Consider the following 17,160-nt stretch of genomic DNA (forward strand, 5'->3'; position numbering starts at 1 on the left):
CTGAATAAATGGTAAGAGAAGGTTAGTTTCGAGACTTTAAGGAAGAACGTATTTATTTGGCGGACTCGTTGATTTTTACATGGTCCTTCACGACCGTCTCCAAATAGTTTTTTCCCCATTCATACATAGCATCGAGAATAGGTATAAGACTTTTTCCATGTTCAGTTAGTGAATATTCCACTTTTGGTGGAACAACGGGATAAACTTTGCGATGAACAATTTGGTCTGCTTCCAGCTCTCGCAACTGGTTAACAAGCATTCTTTGGGTAATCCCTGGCAAAAGTGACTTTAACTCACCAAACCGCTTTGTCCCGCCTTTACCTAGATGCCATAATATAAGCATTTTCCATTTACCACCAATGACAGCAAGTGTCAATTCTTTTTCACAGTTATACGTCTTGCCACAAACATGTCCCATTTATTCCACCTCCATTGACTATTATAACCATTCGTATACTTAATGTCGCTACATGCTCATAAAATACATACTATTTATGCATCTTGATCCCATAATTACCATAAATATGCTTTTTTTACATTATAGTATGTTTTAGAACTACATAATAATAAAGTGTAAATTTTTTAAGGGGAATTATAGAGACAAAGTTTTTCAACAAATAAATCTACTTGTTTATTTTCTTACTCGAATACATCAAACATTCTTATTAATAACTGAACATAACTAAGGGAGGAGAGAAAATGAGAAACATCTTGCAAAATTTTTTCGGCCGACCACAAGGTTTTTTAGGAAGCATTGGTGGAAGGATTATGGCATTTACGAATAAGGAACTTAACGAATGGACATTGTCATTATTGAATATACGAAGTTCTGATAGGGTATTAGAGATCGGATTTGGTCCCGGAATCGCAGTAGAGAAGATAAGTAATATTATCAAAGAAGGAATAATCGTAGGAATTGATCCTTCAGAGATAATGCTTTCTCAAGCGCAAAAGAGAAATGAGGTGGCCATAAGCGAAGGAAAAGTAAAGCTACATCTTGCAGAAATTGAGAATCTGCCTGTATTTGACGAGACATTTGATAAAATTTTTTCGATTAATTCAATTATTTTTTGGAATCAACCTATAAAAAGACTAAAAGACTTACGCAAATTGATGAAGCCAAACGGATTGATTGCCATTACAATCCAACCACGCTCTAAGGAGGCTAATAATGAAATCGCACTCGAGGAAGGTAAAAAATTAGTACAGTATCTCAAAGAGGCAGGGTTTTCACAAATTCATCTGGAAGTCAAAGAAATGAAGCCTGTTTTAGCTGTATGCGCTATAGGTGTTAATCCATCGAGTTAGCAATCCGTTTGCAAATAGTTCCATTACTTTGTAAATAATAACAAAATGATCATTGAATTTATGATCGAATCAATATAGTTTATACAAAAAAAGTCAATTTGTAAGTAATATTTTTGTCTTTAAGGTAATCTAATGAATAAGTCACATGATTTAGCAATCATTCATTATGAAAGGAGAACTCCACATGCCGAGCCAAAAGCTTGTTAACGCACTTGTTGAACAAATGAATTATGAATTCGAATCAGCCAATATTTATTTAGCGATGGCAGCATACTGTCAAGCGGAAAATTGGGATGGGTTTGCGAACTTCCTTTTAGTTCAAACAGAAGAAGAACGCTTTCACGGAATGAAAATTTTCCGTTACTTAAATGATATTGGGGAGCGTGCGATGATTACGGGTTATGATACTCCGAAAAACGATTTTGAATCGATTTTAGACTGTTTTGAGTCTGCTTATGAACACGAAAAAGAAGTAACTAAGCGCATTTATGCTCTTTCTGACTTAGCCCTAGATGAACGAGATCACGGTACGATTCATTTCCTTAAATGGTATATTAATGAACAAATCGAAGAAGAAGCGATGTTTGATCACATTATTGTTCAATTAAAACGGCTTAATAACGATACCAATGGTATGTTTTTACTTGATCGTGAGTTTGCTGCAAGAACATTTACTCCTCCACAAGAATAAAATTTGGAAAAAATGGGGAAATGTTCAATTCGACCTTTTCTTTCAAATAGGATTGTCCCAAGAAACTAATCGTTGTTTTTAGTTTCTTTTAAATGGAGATGGGGATTAGTAAAGCTTGGAACGAAAATCCAAGCGTTTTTCTATTTAAGAAAAGGGTAAATGTGTAAAAAAGCAAGAATGACATTCATGTGCATTAAAATGTTAATGGTAATTGTGAAAAAAGGGAGGGACCAATTATTCTAAAATACCTAATAATATATACTCTCTTTTAGTTACTACACCCGTTTCTGGTAAATGATGAACTCTTTGAAATAAATGAACAGCTCTCTCAGTTGTCTTATCAAAAATTCCATTTACCTTCCCATGATAAAAGCCCATTAGTTTTAGTCTTTCTTGGACGATTTGAACCATATTCCCTTTTGAACCGAGAGATAAATTTTTTAAATCTCCATTTCCAATACCTGTGATAGGTCCTACTATATGTACAACCGTACCTTTAGATACGATTTCAAATAACTCTTCCACATCCTCGTTTCGCATTCTGATACAACCACTGCTTACATTATTACCGATCAACCAAGGTTTATTTGTTCCGTGAATTCCATACTCTCCCCAAGGTACGTTTAATCCTAACCAGCGAGTGCCAAAACCACCTCCCCACGATCTAGATTTTTTGGTAATCATAAATGTTCCAATAGGCGTAGGCGAATCCTCAGTTCCAGGTGATATTTTATATCTCTTGATGACTTTTTCACCTTCAATTACGTAAAGCTCTTTCGTCCATAAATCAACCTTAATGAAAATTTTTTGAATTTTTTCACTGTGGACTTCACTAAATGGAGATATAGTTAAAAAGATGACCATAGAAATAAGAACAAAAAAATTAGTTCTTCTTATTTTGTTTTTCATCTCGATATAACTCCTTCAAAAAGTATTGTCCGTCTATATACCAGCGATCAATGATACTATCTCTTCTAATAATGAAATGGATATCCATTTTTTCTCTACCTTTATTTCTCTTATAGAATTCAACTTCAACTGGGATTTTCATTAAGATTTGTTCATTCATGTCGTTCACAGGTGATAATGACCTATTTGTGATCTTAAAATAAGTAAAATCGTTTATTATTTTGGTCAACGGAGATAGGGTCTCTTTCGCAACCGTTAGTTCTAATAGTTGGTGATCGTGAGTGTTAATAGCTATTGCAAATATTTGAATTAGTTCATATGGGTCGATGCGATTCATGTAATCATGAATCTTTCCACCAGCTTTTAATATCATTATTTTATGAGATAAATCCATATGATCTGATCGATGGGTTGTACTTCCCCAAAAATGAATACAAAAATGTCCCGGAAAACCATTTTTAATAGCACCTGCACCATGAGGCATTCCATGCATGGATGCAGCAATCATCTGGTCATCAATAAGAACGATGATGGCTCTCCTATTCCAACTCCATTTTCCATTGTATATTTCTTTCATTATTTTTGTGTCTTTTCTACTTAGTGGTTGGACATCAGCATGCTTATTTCCCGCTCTTCTTTGAACTCTAAATTGTAAACCTGTTTCCACATCAACAACTGTAAAAGTTGTTCCTTTAGGCAGAATTTGATTGGCGATATCCCAATGCAAAACTTCAATCATATAACTAATAGGGGTATCGTTGTCTTCATAATAATCTTCATTAGCTAATGCTTTCATTGGAAGGATCAAAAAAATAATAGAAAGGATCATCATATGATATCTTAACTTCATCATTACATATACCTCACATTACATAAATTTCTTTTTTATTTTTAGCTACAAGAAAAACGAAATTGACGGTAATTATTAGAAATTGATGTTTGTTTAAAAATTGGACTCGGAGAACAGGGAGAAGATAATAAACTGAGTGAAAATAGGTTCGACCAAAATGGCGAATGACGAAGATAAGATGGCTTTTCTTTTAGAGGTTTTTGTAAGAAGACTTAGCTATTATAAACAGAAGATAGACAGTCATATATCTACTGTGGACTGTTTATTTGAAATTATTGTGCGCGAGGAGGAAACGATCAAAGAACTACTCTTACAGGAAATAAAAGGGAAAGAGAAGATCGGCCGCGGAGATTTTGCTCATTTTTTGTTAAGAGGGCTCGAGTTCGTGCGAAACAATCCGATCATTCGCCGCGTTTATTTTGAAGGAGAACTTGACATGCTGATACGAAAGCTGCCGAAGGAACGAATTGAAAACCACATGGAGAAAGATGCCCATGTACTTTTTCCGCTATTGGAAGAGTGGGAGAAAAAAGGGATGTTAAAGGAAACGAATCGTGATGTCATAATGAGTGTCATTCGTGCTTATTATTTTGCCTTCGTTCATGAGCAGCAAATAGGCTCTGAACATATTTTGCAAACAGCGCAATTTCTAGCAGAAGCGATCGCTGAAAAACTAATAAAGGATAAAGAGCAATGATTGAAGTGAATGAGGCCGTGAAATTGTTTGTAAATAACACCAATGAATGGTTTTGGGTGCAGTTTGTTATTGGTTTATGTATTCATATTTTGGTTATTGATTTACTGTTGAAGAGATTTCAACGAATGATTGGTTGAATCATGATAAAAGATGATGAGAACCTTTTATATTATTACCTATTTAGAGCAAACTATTAGAAACTTATTAAATACAGGAGTGGGAGCATGAAATTACAGGGAGACATTATTTCTGGTGAGTTTAATCAGCTGAAGAATGAATTTTATTTACAAAGAGTGAAACATTTTACGACAAATTCAACACTTAATGAAAATCAGTTAAAAACACTTTATGATTATTTAAATAAACATAAAAATGAAGGTGATGGACAAATCCTTACTTTGTATGATCAAATGCCTGTCCGTTTGAGTCAAGAAGAAATCAACCAATTGATGAATGAGCTGGATAAAATAAAGAATTGGTTTCATTAATGATAATTAATCAAAGCGGGGGAATTGAGTATTAAAATTTGTTATTATTTAAAATGAGATGATAAATCACATGATAATATTCAGAACGTAAACGATATTCTTTTATCTGTTTGTAAATTAAAAATGGAGGAAATAATGATTATTTCCTCCATTAATATTTATCGTGCGTTTGGAAATACACGCAGAACCATTTCATTAAATTCTTCAAAAAGTCCTTCGATTGGTTCTCCACGTTGAAGTTTATTTGTATAATCGGTCATACGATCAACAAAATCAGGGTTCGTTGAAACAAAAACATTTTGAATATTTCTGTCTGCTTGTTTTACTGCGTTTGAAATTTTATTTTCAACAGCTCTTGTCATTTCCCCTTTTGGTTGATCATCAAGCATTACTGCAACATAGGCATTGCGATTTGTGACAATGACATTTGCTTGGCGTACTCCTTCTAAGTTTTCTACACGATTAGCGGCTTCTTCTGCTATTTCCATTCTAGTTTGTTGGTTCGTACGGGGGGTTATATCCTGAGCTCGATTGTTGTCCCTTTGGTCATAGCGGACATTTTGTACATTGTTGTCCATATTCCTTGCTTCATCGTTAAAATTTGTTGCACAACCAAATACAAGTGGAATGGTTAAAGTAAATGTTATCACTAACTTTACATGTTTCATCAATATTCAATCCCCTTTCAAAATGATATTTATTGTTAATTTGCTTCTATTTTTCTTTTTTATGTACTGAATAGAAAGTATTTAGAGAAAAAAACGAAAAAGTTGAGTTAATCATAAAGAAACTCGATGCAAATATTAATAAATCAGGTTTGACAGATCGAGTTCATTCGTACATTGATGAGATAAGTCATGCGGATGCAGTTTTATTTGCGAGTGGTCCAGGAATAAGGAAGCTTTGTAATGATGAAAATTATCTAAAAAGATTAAAGATAGACCCATCTAAACAGTTGGTAGGTTCTATGTGTTCAGGCTCTCTTATTTTAGGAGCTCTTGGTTTGTTAAACGGCAAGAAAGCAACTACATATCTAACAGCAAAAAGGGAGTTAGAGAAGTTTAATGTTTATGTAGTTGAAGAATCATTTGTTGTTGAAGGTAATATTGCAACTGCAGCTGGTTGTTTAGCAGCACAAAATTTAGTTGGATGGTTTATTGAAAGGCTTTTGAGTAAGAAAGTAAGAGATGCAGTAATAAATTTAATTCATCCTGTTGGACAGGGGTTATCTTTGAATGATTAACTTATTAGCAGGTAGCGAATGTTTAGTGAAGCATTTCTACTCCGAGAGGTGGCGTAGGCAAAACAACCATTGCTTCGGCCATCGCGGTGGGGTTAGTCGAAAAAGGACATCGGGTTCACTTAACAACCACGGACCCTGCAGCCCATTTGGATTTTATGTTTCCAAATCAAAATCATGATGTAAAGGAACTTCTTACCATCAGTAAAATAGATCCAAAAGCAGAAGTAAAAGCCTATTCACAAGAGGTATTGTCAAAGGCGCTGGAAGAGTTAGAGGAGGAAGAACTCGCTTATTTAGAAGAGGATTTAAAGTCACCTTGTACGGAAGAAATCGCTGTATTTAGAGCGTTTGCTGAAGTAGTCGCCAAATCCGAAGGAGAAATCGTGATTATTGATACAGCTCCAACGGGACATACCTTACTCTTATTAGATGCGGCTCAATCCTATCATAAAGAACTAGTCCGTTCGACTGGAGAAGTACCTGAGAGTGTCGCGAAGTTACTGCCCCGTTTACGAAATCCAAAAGAAACGAGTGTTGTTATTGTGACTTTGGCAGAAGCAACACCTGTTCTAGAGGCACAACGCTTACAGGAGGATTTAAAAAGAGCAAACATTGAGCCGAAATGGTGGGTTATCAACCAAAGCCTATATGCAACCGAAACGATTGATCCCGTATTAAGAGGAAGAGCACATGCTGAAAAAACATGGATTCAGAAAGTCCAACAAGAATTAGCTTCTCATTGCGCTGTTATCCCTTGGCAGCCAGAAGAGAAAATTGGATACGACAAGGTAAAAGAATATACTCAAGATTAACAAAGCTGATCCTACCCGGAGAGAATCGTATGATAAAAATACCGTACATCACAAAAATCAAATTTTTATCGGTGGAGCAGCATGAAATGAAAGAAATATTGAAACGTTTGTTTCACCTGAAGGTTAACGAAAAACTACTTATTAAGAAAGGATAAGGGAAATATGGTGATTACTGATCAAGCAAAACTAGCATTACAAGATATTTTAAAGGAAAACGGTAAAGAAGGGATTCGTCTTTACTCTGCAGGTGAAGGATGTTGCGGTCCACAACTTGGTTTATCATTAGAAGATCCTCAAACTACAGATCGGGTGGAGAAAATTAATGGTATTCAGGTAGCGATTGATGAGCAAGTGTCTTCTATCATCGAAGGAATTACACTAGATGCAGAGGAAACAGGAGAAGGTATCCATTTTGTCTTATTAGGGTTAAATCAAAGTTGTTGAAATCAAATTAAATAGGCTAAAAAAGCTGACGACGTAAAAAAAGTTGTCAGCTTTTAATTTAAGCTAATAAATATACTTCAAATATTAAAATAAAAGTTTGCATTAAAAGGCAAAGCATTGAGACCAGTCATGGTGCTCCTTATTAGCTCAGAACTGGCAGGCTTACCGGAATGAACATATTACACACTATCTTTAGAAAGAATCTAGTCTTATCGTTTGTAGGTTTGTCATGACGATGCCGACGTGATCAGAATCTTTATTATATTCCATTGAAGGAGGAACTTCATTTGAACATGTTGAAAATTATATTTGTCAATTAATAAGAGAGAAAGGGTGGTACTATTCAAATCATTGAAGTGAAAGAAAGCCAAGATGATGCAAAAAAAAGATGTTATTAATAGTGAATGCTGCCCATTTTCATCTATTTGTGATTGTTGTTAATTGTATTTTGAAAAGCGTTATGGCCCATAGCTAGTTCCTTTACTGTATAGAATTTTGAAGGAGTTGATTAATCGTTTGAATATTCGTGGCTTTTGTAAAGAGGATTGGTTGCAAGTGAAGGAAATTTACGAGCAAGGAATGGCAACAGGACAAGCAACGTTTGAAACGGCAGTACCATCATTAGAAAAATGGGAATCGACTATTGCCGCAAATTAATGTTTAGTTGCTGAAGACGAAGAAAGCATTCAAGGCTGGTGTAAGATAAGTAAAGTATCTGATCGCTGCGTGTATGAAGGAGTGGGGGAGGTTAGTGTGTATGTTCGAGAAGTGAGTCGAGGAAAAGGAGTTGGCAAACAACTTTTACAAGCTATTATCAAAGAATCAGAGGAAAAAGGCTTTTGGACATTAACTGCTGGCATTTTCCCTGAAAACATACCAAGTTTACGTTTACATCAAAGTGTTGGATTTCGTAAAATCGGCATCCGACAACGGATAGGAAAGTTAAATGGGGTATGGCGTGATGTCGTGTTACTCGAACGTCGTAGTCAAATTGTGGGTATGGATTGATATGACTATTAGGTGAAATTACTATTTGCCTATAAAAATAGTGACAGCGTTATTCTAGGATTCGATTTCAAACCAAATAATTCTGTCAAAAAATTAGAACTATGTATAATGGTGTCATTTAGCCAAGTGATAATCATTGTAAAATAAAAATTAAATTATGATTCAAGTGTTCCATTTTCACGGTCATGCACTATGAATTACTTTTGACAACAAGCTTGATTTCAACTTTTGGAAAACAACAACCAAGCCGGATATATGTAAACTTTCCATTGATGGAAATTTCAATTATTGATTGTGTACTATTGATTGTGTACGGTTGTGGAAAGACTCGTATTTTACTAATTTTTATGGAGGAAAAAGAAGTTGATTAAAGCACTAGTATTTGATTTTGATGGATTAATTGTAGATACTGAGTCACTTTGGTTTGATGTGTATAAGGAGGTACTAGTCGAATATGACTGTGAGTTAAAGTTAGAAGATTTTGCATTAAGTATCGGAACGAAAGATGACGTGTTGTACGAGCGACTGACCAAAATAGCACGAAAGCCTATCAATCGTATAGAGATCGATCGAAAAACACATGAGCGGTATCAACAACAAATGAGTCAATTACACCTACGTGAAGGGGTAAATGAGTATTTAAAAGCGGCAAAAGAACTTGGTTTGAAAATAGGTCTGGCATCTAGTTCAAGCAGAAATTGGGTGCAAGGCTTTTTAGAGAAGTTTAACATCAAGGAATTTTTCGAAGTTGTAAAAACATCAGATAATGTTAAAAAAGTAAAGCCTGATCCTGAACTCTACTTACAGGCCATTCAGGAACTTGGAGTGAAACCATACGAGGCTTTGGCCTTTGAAGACTCAAAAAATGGTCTGATAGCAGCTACTAAGGCAGGGTTACATTGTGTTATTGTCCCAAACTCAGTTACCAGCTTTTTAGACTTTTCCGGACATTTACACCGCCTATCATCCATGGAAGAAATTGAATTAAAGGATTTGTTGCATTTAATCGAATCCAAATTAGTGAAAGAATGAAAAATAATTTAGCTGAAGATGATGTGTTTATTGAAGCTATAAATAAAATAGGGTATAAATTCGTATAATAGTTTCCTGAAAAGGCGTTTTTTTTTTAGAAAAGGACAATGGCGAGCAGGTACTACCCATATACATATAAACGAGTATAAAATCAAACATTAGAATGATAATATTGTGTTAATAAATTATCGGCAGTTATGTTCAATAACAATATAAAGGTAATTGCGTCCTGTTATAAATCACCCAAGTGGGAGCCACGGGTTTGATGTTCGTGATGATAACAAGACATCTCGTATAGCTATTGAGCGAGTTTTGGAGTTCTGTAGAGAACATTTGATTCAAATTGAGGATATTGATTAAATCTTAATTACTTCAGAAAACGTTGGTTCGATTTATAACATCAATAAATCAAGCTAGCTTCAAAATAGTCTTCAACAGACTGGTGCCATTCTTTAATAAGAATCGGCACTTTTTCATTTTATAAGCGAAACCGCAAAAAAGATCAAAAAGTTAATCTTCGTATAAGTATAATATGGATAAAAGGAATAAACAGGAAGTGGTGAAGATCTTGAGTTACTTAAAGCAAATACAAAGGGCGGTTGATTATATTGAAGAAAATCTAAGTAACGAACTATCGATTACGGAGATATCACAACAGGTAAATTTCTCAATGTACCATTTTCATCGAATTTTTCAATCCTTTGTTGGAGAGTCATTAACAGAATATATAAGAAGGCGCAGGCTAACGGCTGCAGCTCACTTACTTAGAAACACAAATCTTCGCATTATTGATATCGCTAGCGAATATGGATTTAATTCTCAAGAAGCATTCACGAGAGCATTTAAAAAAATGTTTGGCATCACCCCCGGAATGTATCGCAGACAAAAACAGAGACTTTTGCTAAAAGAAAAACCGCGTTTAACAATTTCAATGTTAAAACATTTTGAGGGAGGCTTATTAATGGAACCAAGGATTGTAATTAAAGAAGGATTTACTGTAGTCGGCATGAAGTGTTCAACTACATTAAAAAACAATAAAGTTCCACAGTTGTGGGATGAATTTCTCTCAAGAATACATGAAATAAAAAATAGATCAGATGATAAAGTAGCCATGGGAATTAGTGAATTTTGCAAGAATCCACATGACGAAGAATTCACTTATGTTGCATGTGTACCTGTAATGAGAATCGACGAAATCCCCGAGGGAATGGTAGTAAAGACCGTTCCGAGAAATAAGTACGTTGTTGTTACGCACAAAGGGAGTCTGGAAACGCTTGGGAACGCATATGATTTTATTTATGCTACTTGGCTTCCAAAGTCGGGTTATGAACTTGCCGAAGCGGATGATTTCGAAGTGTACGATGAGCGATTTCTTGGACCAGAAGATGAAAAGTCTGAGATTGATATATATGTACCCATAAAATAGCGTTGTGTATAAACTTAAAGGGTAATATTTGATTACCTTTAATCGGATAGGGTACTAGACTAAGAATTATTTCATAAATTTGGTATTAATATAATTTATTAAGCAAAAGAGCGCGATGCTTAAATAAGGCATCGCTTCATATGTTCAATCGGGGCCAGCGTCCCAGTAATAAAATGGGGCCTTTTCTTTCTCAAGAAACTAGGGATTGGCTGCTTTTTTTGATCACAATTATTAATAAGAGGTTTTAAAGAAATGAGTGCGTTACGAGGGAGATTATAGAGTGAGATTAGTCTAATAATAATATATTTGGGGTAATGAATAGGTAATTGGTAAAAATAAGAATGACTGGACAGATTCGCTCGTTAATGATTTAGAAAGGAGAAAAAAATGGACAAAAAACGAATGGAGAATAAACAATCTAAAGAGTTAAAAAAGAAGCCGGAAGATGATCTTTATGGAATCGATACTGAGACTAGCTTACAGTCAGTTAACTTCGCAACAACTGAAAATCCTTATTTAAACCAACATTCCCAAGAAGAGCCTGATGACTAAAAAATTTATCGTTTCGATTTTAAGCATATAACGATTTTAAACCCTAGCACGCTTCATTAATGGGATGGACCATTCCATGGAAGACCGGAGTTAGTCGAACAAATGACAGAAGAATTAAGAGAATTGCTAAAGTAATCAATATCACTCAAGTTCATGTTTTTTCTCTAAGCGAAACGTTGCAGCTAGCAAACTTCTTGAGAATCCGAAAACGTTGATGGATTAACGATATATAACATCCTGTATAAACAATAAATTCAGAAATACTAAAACCCCTTGAGCTTCAAGGGGTTTTGTAGAATAGAACTACCGAAAGAAATAATGATGATGTTAACTAATTTTTATAGAGGACATTCAAGAGGGGGACTTATTCACCATAGCTCTGAATCATATTCGCGATATGAGTATAAGCACCACCTGCTCGTAAAGCGGCTGCTACTAGAATAGCCTCCGAGAGCTCTTCTTTAGTCGCACCTTCTTTTTGAGCAGATTTTGTATGAACGTCAATGCAGTATGGACATTCCGTGGTATGGGCTACAGCAACAGCTATTAACTCTTTTAGCTTAGCACTCAATTTTCCTTCTTTGGTCGCTGCATTGCTAAAATTGTTAAATGTGCTAAAACCATCAGGGGCCCATTGTTTCAAATTAGCTAGTTTTTTTAGGTTCGAACGGCGGTAGAGGGTGTCATCTGCTTCCTGATCTAGTGCATTTTGCATATGGGTACTATGAGTCATTGCCCCACCAGCTTCAATAGCAGCTGTTACAAACGCTGCTTCCACCAATTCTTCAAGGGATGCGCCTGCTGCTTTTGCATTACGGGTATGCACATCAATACAATAAGGACATTCAGTAGCGTGTGCCACAGCGACCGCGATGATTTCTTTCTCCTTCTTTGTAAGCGCGCCTTCTTCCATCACAGCATGGTTAAATTTTTGAAAAGCTTGATATTGTTCAGGAGCTAATTCTCCCAGCTTAGCAAGATGACGTAAATTTTCCTTTTGATATAAGTTGTTTGCCATTATTCTCCGTCCTTTCTTTATGGTTTTAGAGTTAATTTTTTAAAATCCGTTGTATTATATGTAGATGGTCTGGTTATTTAGAAGAAATCGATCGATATAATCGCTTAATGGTTTCGACATGTAATGCTTCATGGTAAAAGCTAAACAATAATGTCTCACCCAATGTGTAAAACGTAATGCCTGCTCGGTTTGTAAATGGAGTTGGCAGTTTTTCATGCAAACGTCCTTGAATAAAGTCTTTTATTCTTGTTTTTTGTTCTGTCAAGACCACGGCAATCTCTGCTAATGATGGCGGCGTTCCTTCCCATTCTGCCGGTTTCGTTCCGGCACCGAAAAACTGCTCATATTCTTTTGGAATACCCATTTCTTCTCCTAAAACTCGAAAGACGAGCTTTTCCTGAACGGATGCAATGTGACCAAAGTTCCAGCGAATATTGTTGTTAAAACCTTTTGGAACGATATCCGAAATCTCTTCTGGAATTTTTTTTATCATTTGCTCAGTAATCCCACGCACGGTTTCCAAATGACGAATAATTGTTGGTTCCAAGAAAAACCCCTCCCAACTTTTTAAATGATCCTAGAATAACTATTTCTTGGTCTTCACGTTTATTCCTTTCAATAGGAAGATTTTTTAGGTTTGAATTCTGGTTTCGGTACGAAAATAAATGCAGAAATTAAAAAAACATAAATTTTTCCTGGTTCTAGTGTAAAAAATCAATTAAAAACCTAAGACATTCTGACTAGTAAGGACAAATGATAAAATTTAAATATTCTACGTGATTGGGAGGGAGATTAAATGTTATTATTTAGATGGTTAAGCGGAAGAAGAAAATAGCTCTTTAATTAAAATAGTATCTGTTATCAATTGTTGTTGATTTTTGACCAAAAGAAAAACCGCATGATGAGCGGTTAATTGAACGATTGAACCCCATGTGAAGTAACTAAATATATCGTTAAACTGTTACTGAACTGACAAACCCGATTCTTTATCTCCATGTTTTTGAACTAAAGTTTCACCATCATGAATCTCCCCATAACCGTTTCGTTATCATCCGCTCCCACCAGTTCCACGGAAGTACATTTTTTAAGATAATTCCTAATTTCACGCCTTTGCCAACCGGATACCGCAATTTTGGAGAGGGAGACTTTGCCACTTGCACAATCTGTTGGATCACTTCATCCGGAGGAGGTGCCGTGTCAGCAACGTGGTTGACATATTTCCATATGGACTTCACCTTTTTAACATAAGGGGAATTCGGATTGATCGTTACCGCTCCTAACCCTTTTGACCAGATATCCGTTTTATAGGATCCCGGTTCAATCAACACAACATGAACGCCGTACGGTAGCATCTCCAAACGCAAAGACTCACTGAATCCTTCTACCGCAAACTTGGATGCTGCATAAGGCCCCATAGAAGGGAATCCGATCCGTCCGCTGATACTGCTTATATTCACAATCTTGCCGCTTCTGCGTTCTCTCATCGACGGCAAAACCGCTTTTGTAACTGCTACTAAACCGAAAAAATTGGTTTCAAATTGCCGCCGCCATTCTTCAACAGCAAGTTCCTCCGTGAAGCCGCCTGTTGCATACCCCGCATTGTTCACCAACAGATCAATTCGACCATAACGGTCCATCACATCCTGAATTACAGTTTCCACAGCGGAAAAATCGGTTACATCCAATTGGACAATTTCCATCTGATTCGTTACACCTGCTTCTTTCGCCACCGCTTCCAGCCGTCCTTTGTTATCCAAGTTCCTCATAGAAGCCAGCACGCGATAGCCTTCGCCGGCAAGTGCTACACATGTCAGCAACCCAAAGCCGCTTGAAGCTCCTGTAACAAACGCAACCGGTTGTTTGTCAATAGTTTGATTCACAATATTCCCTCCAACGTCTTACCGTTTCTTTCTCCACTCGAACCCTCTTTGTATAACCGAATCTCCATATTTTTCAACGAGTTGTTCGATTGCTTGAAATAAAGGTTCGCGTTTAGCATCTTCTTCATAGGAAAATAAATCAAGCTGTTTAACAGCGTGTTTTCGATCGACGACATCAAGAGCCGTAACCCCTAATAGTCGCACAGGGTCTCCTGTCCAATGTTTTTTAAATAGTTGAACGACATGATGAAAAATATCTTTCATGTGAAGGGCGGGATTCTCTAACTTTTTGCTTCGGGTGACGGTATGAAAATCAGAGTAGCGAATCGTAATTTGAATATTCTTCGTTACAACCGATTTTTGTTTCATTCGTTCACAGACAGAACGAGTCAATTTCTCCAACGTTTCTACCAGTGTCTGCTCATCAATGACGTTATGCGGAAGTGTGGTAGAGTTTCCTATACTTTTGATCTCGGCAGCAGCATTCGGATCCACAGGATGATGGTCAACACCGTTCGCACGTTCCCGAAGATAGACACCATTTATCCCTAAGGTATTTTTTAATAAGCCTTCCTGTGCTTTTGCTAAATCCCCGATGGTATAAATACCGATTTCATGTAATTTTCTTGCAGTTTTTTCGCCAACTCCATGCATTTTTTGAACGGGAAGCGGCCACAAGATGTTGGGAACATCCCGCTTGCGAAGAACGGTAATTCCTAATGGTTTTCTCATGTTACTAGCCATTTTCGCTAAAAACTTGTTTGGTGCGATTCCAATACTTACGGGAATTTGGTAGGTCTCAAGCAGCCCTTTTTGAATCCGATTGGCAATCTCTAAAGGGGTTCCCATTTCGTAACAATCCGTTATATCCATATACCCTTCATCAATCGATGCCGGCTCTAAAAGAGGGGAGAAGTTCGATAGAAAATCAAAGATTTTTGCACTCATTTCTCGATACAGGTCAAAATTCGGAGGACGTACTACCAAATCTGGGCACTTCTTTTTTGCTTCCCAAAGTGACATAGTAGTATAAACGCCTTTTTCCCGCGCAAGATAGTTGCAGGTAAGGATAATTCCACGGCGTTCTTTTGGGTTTCCAGCTACGGCTAATGGTTTGTCACGAAGAGAAGGGGAGTAAGCAGCTTCTACAGATGCGAAAAAAGCGTTGCAATCAATATGAAGTATTACCCATCCATTTTTGGGATACATCTCTTTCATAGAACCACCTTATTCCAATTTTTAAAACCATGCCCACTAAGATGTGTACCAAACATTTCTATGAAAATATTAACACTCCACACGCCTGAAGAAGCGGGATTCTTGAGTAATTTGAGAGATGTATTTTTCTAGCATCTCAATATGATCTTAAGATCAGGGTGTCCTAAGACATTGCGTAAAGCAACTTAGGCTGGTTGACTGTTACTATCAACCACAATTGCTTATTTGCTCAAAAGTTTTTCTATCTTTTGTTTGACGGACTTAATTGATGATACGCTCGTAATTTACTTTATGTTCGAGCAACCTTTTCCAACGAGCGAACACCTGTTTTTATTTTATCACCATCATGCGCTGTGGAGCAATGAAACGGTTATAAGACAGCCTTTGCTCGGAAAAGAACTACAAACTTTTTTCAATTTTTTGGATGTATTTACTTGAAAAAAGAAAAAATTGAAAAAATTAATTGTAAAGCGCTTTCATATTGTTTATAATGCAACTAAACCGGTTTATTAAAAAAGGACATAACGAACTAAATCGATTTAGTTAAAGAGAGAAGGGAAATCCTTGAAAAAAGTAACCATGGCCGACGTTGCGAAACGGGCGAATGTTTCAAAAAGTACAGTGTCGCAATATTTGAACAAACGCTATGATTATATGGGCGAGAAAACAAAAAAGCGTATTACAAAAGCGATTGAAGAATTAGGTTATCAACCAAATTTTATTGCCCGAAGCTTAAAACAAAAATCGACAGCAACGATTGGCGTTATCGTTTTCAATGTTTTGCAAATGCTCACAACACAGGTGCTGCGGGCAATCGAAGATGTCTGCCAGCAACGTGATTTTCACGTCATTGTCTGCAATACAGATGACGATCCAGTGAAAGAGAAAAAATATATTGAAATGCTGCGCGCGAAGCAAGTCGATGGATTAATTATTTTCCCAACGGGGAAAAATGTCAATCTATATGAAAAAATGGTGGAAGAACAATTTCCACTCGTGTTTGTTGACCGAATGGTTCCTGAAGTAGAGGTAGATGCGATTCTACTTGATAACCATCAGGCGGCAGCATTGGCTGTCGATTATTTTGTCCAGCAAGGATATGAACGAATTGGCATTGTTACGCCGCCGATCGCACCCCATGTTATTCCAAGGATGGAGCGAATTGAGGGGTTTCGTCAAGCACTTTCCGACAATAGGCTTCCGATTATAGAAGAGTATATGGTGGGGATGGAAATTCCTTCGATAAAAGGACGGTTAGCCACCTTGTTTTCTTCCTCACACCCTCCGGAGGCGTTATTTGCCATTAACGATTTAACGTTGATGGAAATTCTAACTTTTGTTAAGGATTATCATTTGAGAATACCAGATGATATAGCACTCATTAGCATCGACGATGTCCCGTTTGCCCATATTTATACACCGGCATTAACAACGATCGCCCAACCGACATTTGAGATGGGGAAAAAAGCAGCAGAGCGGCTGTTTATGCAAATCGAACAAAAAACGAAACATCGTCCGCAAATTTTACGCTTTCCACCTACGTTCATCGAACGGGGGTCTGCGAAACGAAGAACGTAACATGAA

Annotated in this window: 18 protein-coding genes and 3 pseudogenes; 13 read left to right on the forward strand and 8 right to left on the reverse strand. The window is 36.6% G+C overall.

The genetic code is table 11. The features are described from left to right. Positions 1 to 52: 52 nt before the first annotated feature. Complete coding sequence (gene hxlR / locus ABES52_RS02655; RefSeq protein ID WP_429648669.1) at positions 53 to 418, reverse strand: transcriptional activator HxlR; 366 nt, start codon at positions 416 to 418, stop codon at positions 53 to 55. A gap of 281 nt (positions 419 to 699) precedes the next feature. Here hxlR and ABES52_RS02660 point away from each other — a divergent pair, with 281 nt between their 5' ends. Together ABES52_RS02660 and ABES52_RS02665 are read left to right on the forward strand one after the other, a co-directional pair. Further along, positions 700 to 1,308, forward strand: coding sequence for a class I SAM-dependent methyltransferase (locus tag ABES52_RS02660; protein WP_429648671.1), 609 nt, complete (start codon positions 700 to 702; stop codon positions 1,306 to 1,308). A 184-nt stretch (positions 1,309 to 1,492) separates the two neighbouring features. Beyond that, the gene (locus tag ABES52_RS02665) at positions 1,493 to 1,999 is read left to right on the forward strand and encodes a ferritin (RefSeq protein WP_429648673.1); all 507 of its coding nucleotides are present in this window, start codon (positions 1,493 to 1,495) and stop codon (positions 1,997 to 1,999) included. Between the two features lie 234 nt (positions 2,000 to 2,233). Here the strand turns inward: ABES52_RS02665 and ABES52_RS02670 are convergent, their stop codons facing one another. Together ABES52_RS02670 and ABES52_RS02675 are read right to left on the reverse strand one after the other, a co-directional pair. Continuing rightward, positions 2,234 to 2,908 carry a L,D-transpeptidase family protein gene (locus ABES52_RS02670; RefSeq protein ID WP_429648675.1) on the reverse strand — a complete coding sequence of 225 codons (675 nt, stop codon included), beginning with the start codon at positions 2,906 to 2,908 and terminating at the stop codon, positions 2,234 to 2,236. Then, positions 2,883 to 3,761, reverse strand: a complete 879-nt coding sequence (locus ABES52_RS02675) for a hypothetical protein (RefSeq protein ID WP_429648677.1) — start codon at positions 3,759 to 3,761, stop codon at positions 2,883 to 2,885. The genes ABES52_RS02670 and ABES52_RS02675 overlap by 26 nt, the downstream gene beginning before the upstream one ends. Before the next feature lie 133 nt (positions 3,762 to 3,894). On the opposite strand from ABES52_RS02675, the gene ABES52_RS02680 reads away from it, so the two are divergent. From ABES52_RS02680 to ABES52_RS02690, 3 genes are all read left to right on the forward strand, one after another. Then, a complete protein-coding gene (locus tag ABES52_RS02680) occupies positions 3,895 to 4,455 on the forward strand; it encodes a hypothetical protein (RefSeq protein ID WP_429648679.1) in 561 nt (186 codons plus the stop codon). Continuing rightward, complete coding sequence (locus tag ABES52_RS02685) at positions 4,452 to 4,592, forward strand: hypothetical protein (protein WP_429648681.1); 141 nt, start codon at positions 4,452 to 4,454, stop codon at positions 4,590 to 4,592. The genes ABES52_RS02680 and ABES52_RS02685 overlap by 4 nt, the downstream gene beginning before the upstream one ends. Before the next feature lie 87 nt (positions 4,593 to 4,679). Beyond that, positions 4,680 to 4,943: a hypothetical protein gene (locus ABES52_RS02690; protein WP_429648683.1), complete on the forward strand. Its 264-nt coding sequence runs from the start codon at positions 4,680 to 4,682 to the stop codon at positions 4,941 to 4,943. Positions 4,944 to 5,101: 158 nt separating this feature from the next. Here the strand turns inward: ABES52_RS02690 and ABES52_RS02695 are convergent, their stop codons facing one another. Continuing rightward, positions 5,102 to 5,611 carry a YhcN/YlaJ family sporulation lipoprotein gene (locus tag ABES52_RS02695; protein WP_429648685.1) on the reverse strand — a complete coding sequence of 170 codons (510 nt, stop codon included), beginning with the start codon at positions 5,609 to 5,611 and terminating at the stop codon, positions 5,102 to 5,104. 89 nt (positions 5,612 to 5,700) lie between these two features. Here ABES52_RS02695 and ABES52_RS02700 point away from each other — a divergent pair. The 7 genes and pseudogenes from ABES52_RS02700 to ABES52_RS02730 all read left to right on the forward strand — a co-directional run. Further along, positions 5,701 to 6,186, forward strand: a pseudogene (locus ABES52_RS02700) (DJ-1/PfpI family protein); the annotation flags it as partial. Between the two features lie 44 nt (positions 6,187 to 6,230). Continuing rightward, positions 6,231 to 6,998, forward strand: a pseudogene (locus ABES52_RS02705) (ArsA-related P-loop ATPase); the annotation flags it as partial. A gap of 162 nt (positions 6,999 to 7,160) precedes the next feature. Next, entirely contained in the window at positions 7,161 to 7,442 is a 282-nt protein-coding gene (locus tag ABES52_RS02710) for an iron-sulfur cluster biosynthesis family protein (RefSeq protein ID WP_429648687.1), read from the forward strand. Between the two features lie 516 nt (positions 7,443 to 7,958). After that, positions 7,959 to 8,450: pseudogene (locus tag ABES52_RS02715) on the forward strand (N-acetyltransferase family protein). Between the two features lie 366 nt (positions 8,451 to 8,816). Then, the gene (locus ABES52_RS02720; protein ID WP_429648755.1) at positions 8,817 to 9,482 is read left to right on the forward strand and encodes an HAD family hydrolase; all 666 of its coding nucleotides are present in this window, start codon (positions 8,817 to 8,819) and stop codon (positions 9,480 to 9,482) included. A 568-nt stretch (positions 9,483 to 10,050) separates the two neighbouring features. Further along, positions 10,051 to 10,908 (forward strand): AraC family transcriptional regulator, encoded by an 858-nt coding sequence (locus tag ABES52_RS02725; protein ID WP_429648689.1) that lies wholly within the window; start codon positions 10,051 to 10,053, stop codon positions 10,906 to 10,908. A gap of 387 nt (positions 10,909 to 11,295) precedes the next feature. Then, positions 11,296 to 11,460 carry a hypothetical protein gene (locus ABES52_RS02730; protein WP_429648691.1) on the forward strand — a complete coding sequence of 55 codons (165 nt, stop codon included), beginning with the start codon at positions 11,296 to 11,298 and terminating at the stop codon, positions 11,458 to 11,460. A 364-nt stretch (positions 11,461 to 11,824) separates the two neighbouring features. On the opposite strand, the gene ABES52_RS02735 is transcribed toward ABES52_RS02730, so the two are convergent. The 4 genes from ABES52_RS02735 to ABES52_RS02750 all read right to left on the reverse strand — a co-directional run bounded on the left by ABES52_RS02735 (position 11,825) and on the right by ABES52_RS02750 (position 15,576). Beyond that, a complete protein-coding gene (locus tag ABES52_RS02735) occupies positions 11,825 to 12,478 on the reverse strand; it encodes a carboxymuconolactone decarboxylase family protein (protein WP_429648693.1) in 654 nt (217 codons plus the stop codon). A gap of 73 nt (positions 12,479 to 12,551) precedes the next feature. Next, positions 12,552 to 13,025, reverse strand: coding sequence for a DinB family protein (locus ABES52_RS02740; RefSeq protein WP_429648695.1), 474 nt, complete (start codon positions 13,023 to 13,025; stop codon positions 12,552 to 12,554). A gap of 472 nt (positions 13,026 to 13,497) precedes the next feature. Further along, complete coding sequence (locus ABES52_RS02745) at positions 13,498 to 14,358, reverse strand: oxidoreductase (RefSeq protein WP_429648697.1); 861 nt, start codon at positions 14,356 to 14,358, stop codon at positions 13,498 to 13,500. Between the two features lie 18 nt (positions 14,359 to 14,376). Further along, entirely contained in the window at positions 14,377 to 15,576 is a 1,200-nt protein-coding gene (locus ABES52_RS02750; protein WP_429648699.1) for a DNA polymerase IV, read from the reverse strand. Positions 15,577 to 16,140: 564 nt separating this feature from the next. Between ABES52_RS02750 and ABES52_RS02755 the strand changes: the two genes are divergently transcribed. Next, positions 16,141 to 17,154 carry a LacI family DNA-binding transcriptional regulator gene (locus tag ABES52_RS02755; RefSeq protein WP_429648701.1) on the forward strand — a complete coding sequence of 338 codons (1,014 nt, stop codon included), beginning with the start codon at positions 16,141 to 16,143 and terminating at the stop codon, positions 17,152 to 17,154. Positions 17,155 to 17,160: the final 6 nt, after the last annotated feature.

It is taken from the genome of Aeribacillus pallidus (assembly GCF_050478865.1).
GTDB lineage: Bacteria > Bacillota > Bacilli > Bacillales > JACDOC01 > JACDOC01.

Coding starts and splice junctions, on each gene's coding strand:
- hxlR (WP_429648669.1), bottom strand. CDS start 418: ATGGGACATGTTTGTGGCAAGACGTATAACTGTGAAAAAGAATTGACA.
- ABES52_RS02660 (WP_429648671.1), top strand. CDS start 700: ATGAGAAACATCTTGCAAAATTTTTTCGGCCGACCACAAGGTTTTTTA.
- ABES52_RS02665 (WP_429648673.1), top strand. CDS start 1,493: ATGCCGAGCCAAAAGCTTGTTAACGCACTTGTTGAACAAATGAATTAT.
- ABES52_RS02670 (WP_429648675.1), bottom strand. CDS start 2,908: ATGAAAAACAAAATAAGAAGAACTAATTTTTTTGTTCTTATTTCTATG.
- ABES52_RS02675 (WP_429648677.1), bottom strand. CDS start 3,761: ATGATGAAGTTAAGATATCATATGATGATCCTTTCTATTATTTTTTTG.
- ABES52_RS02685 (WP_429648681.1), top strand. CDS start 4,452: ATGATTGAAGTGAATGAGGCCGTGAAATTGTTTGTAAATAACACCAAT.
- ABES52_RS02690 (WP_429648683.1), top strand. CDS start 4,680: ATGAAATTACAGGGAGACATTATTTCTGGTGAGTTTAATCAGCTGAAG.
- ABES52_RS02695 (WP_429648685.1), bottom strand. CDS start 5,611: ATGAAACATGTAAAGTTAGTGATAACATTTACTTTAACCATTCCACTT.
- ABES52_RS02710 (WP_429648687.1), top strand. CDS start 7,161: ATGGTGATTACTGATCAAGCAAAACTAGCATTACAAGATATTTTAAAG.
- ABES52_RS02730 (WP_429648691.1), top strand. CDS start 11,296: ATGGACAAAAAACGAATGGAGAATAAACAATCTAAAGAGTTAAAAAAG.
- ABES52_RS02735 (WP_429648693.1), bottom strand. CDS start 12,478: ATGGCAAACAACTTATATCAAAAGGAAAATTTACGTCATCTTGCTAAG.
- ABES52_RS02750 (WP_429648699.1), bottom strand. CDS start 15,576: ATGAAAGAGATGTATCCCAAAAATGGATGGGTAATACTTCATATTGAT.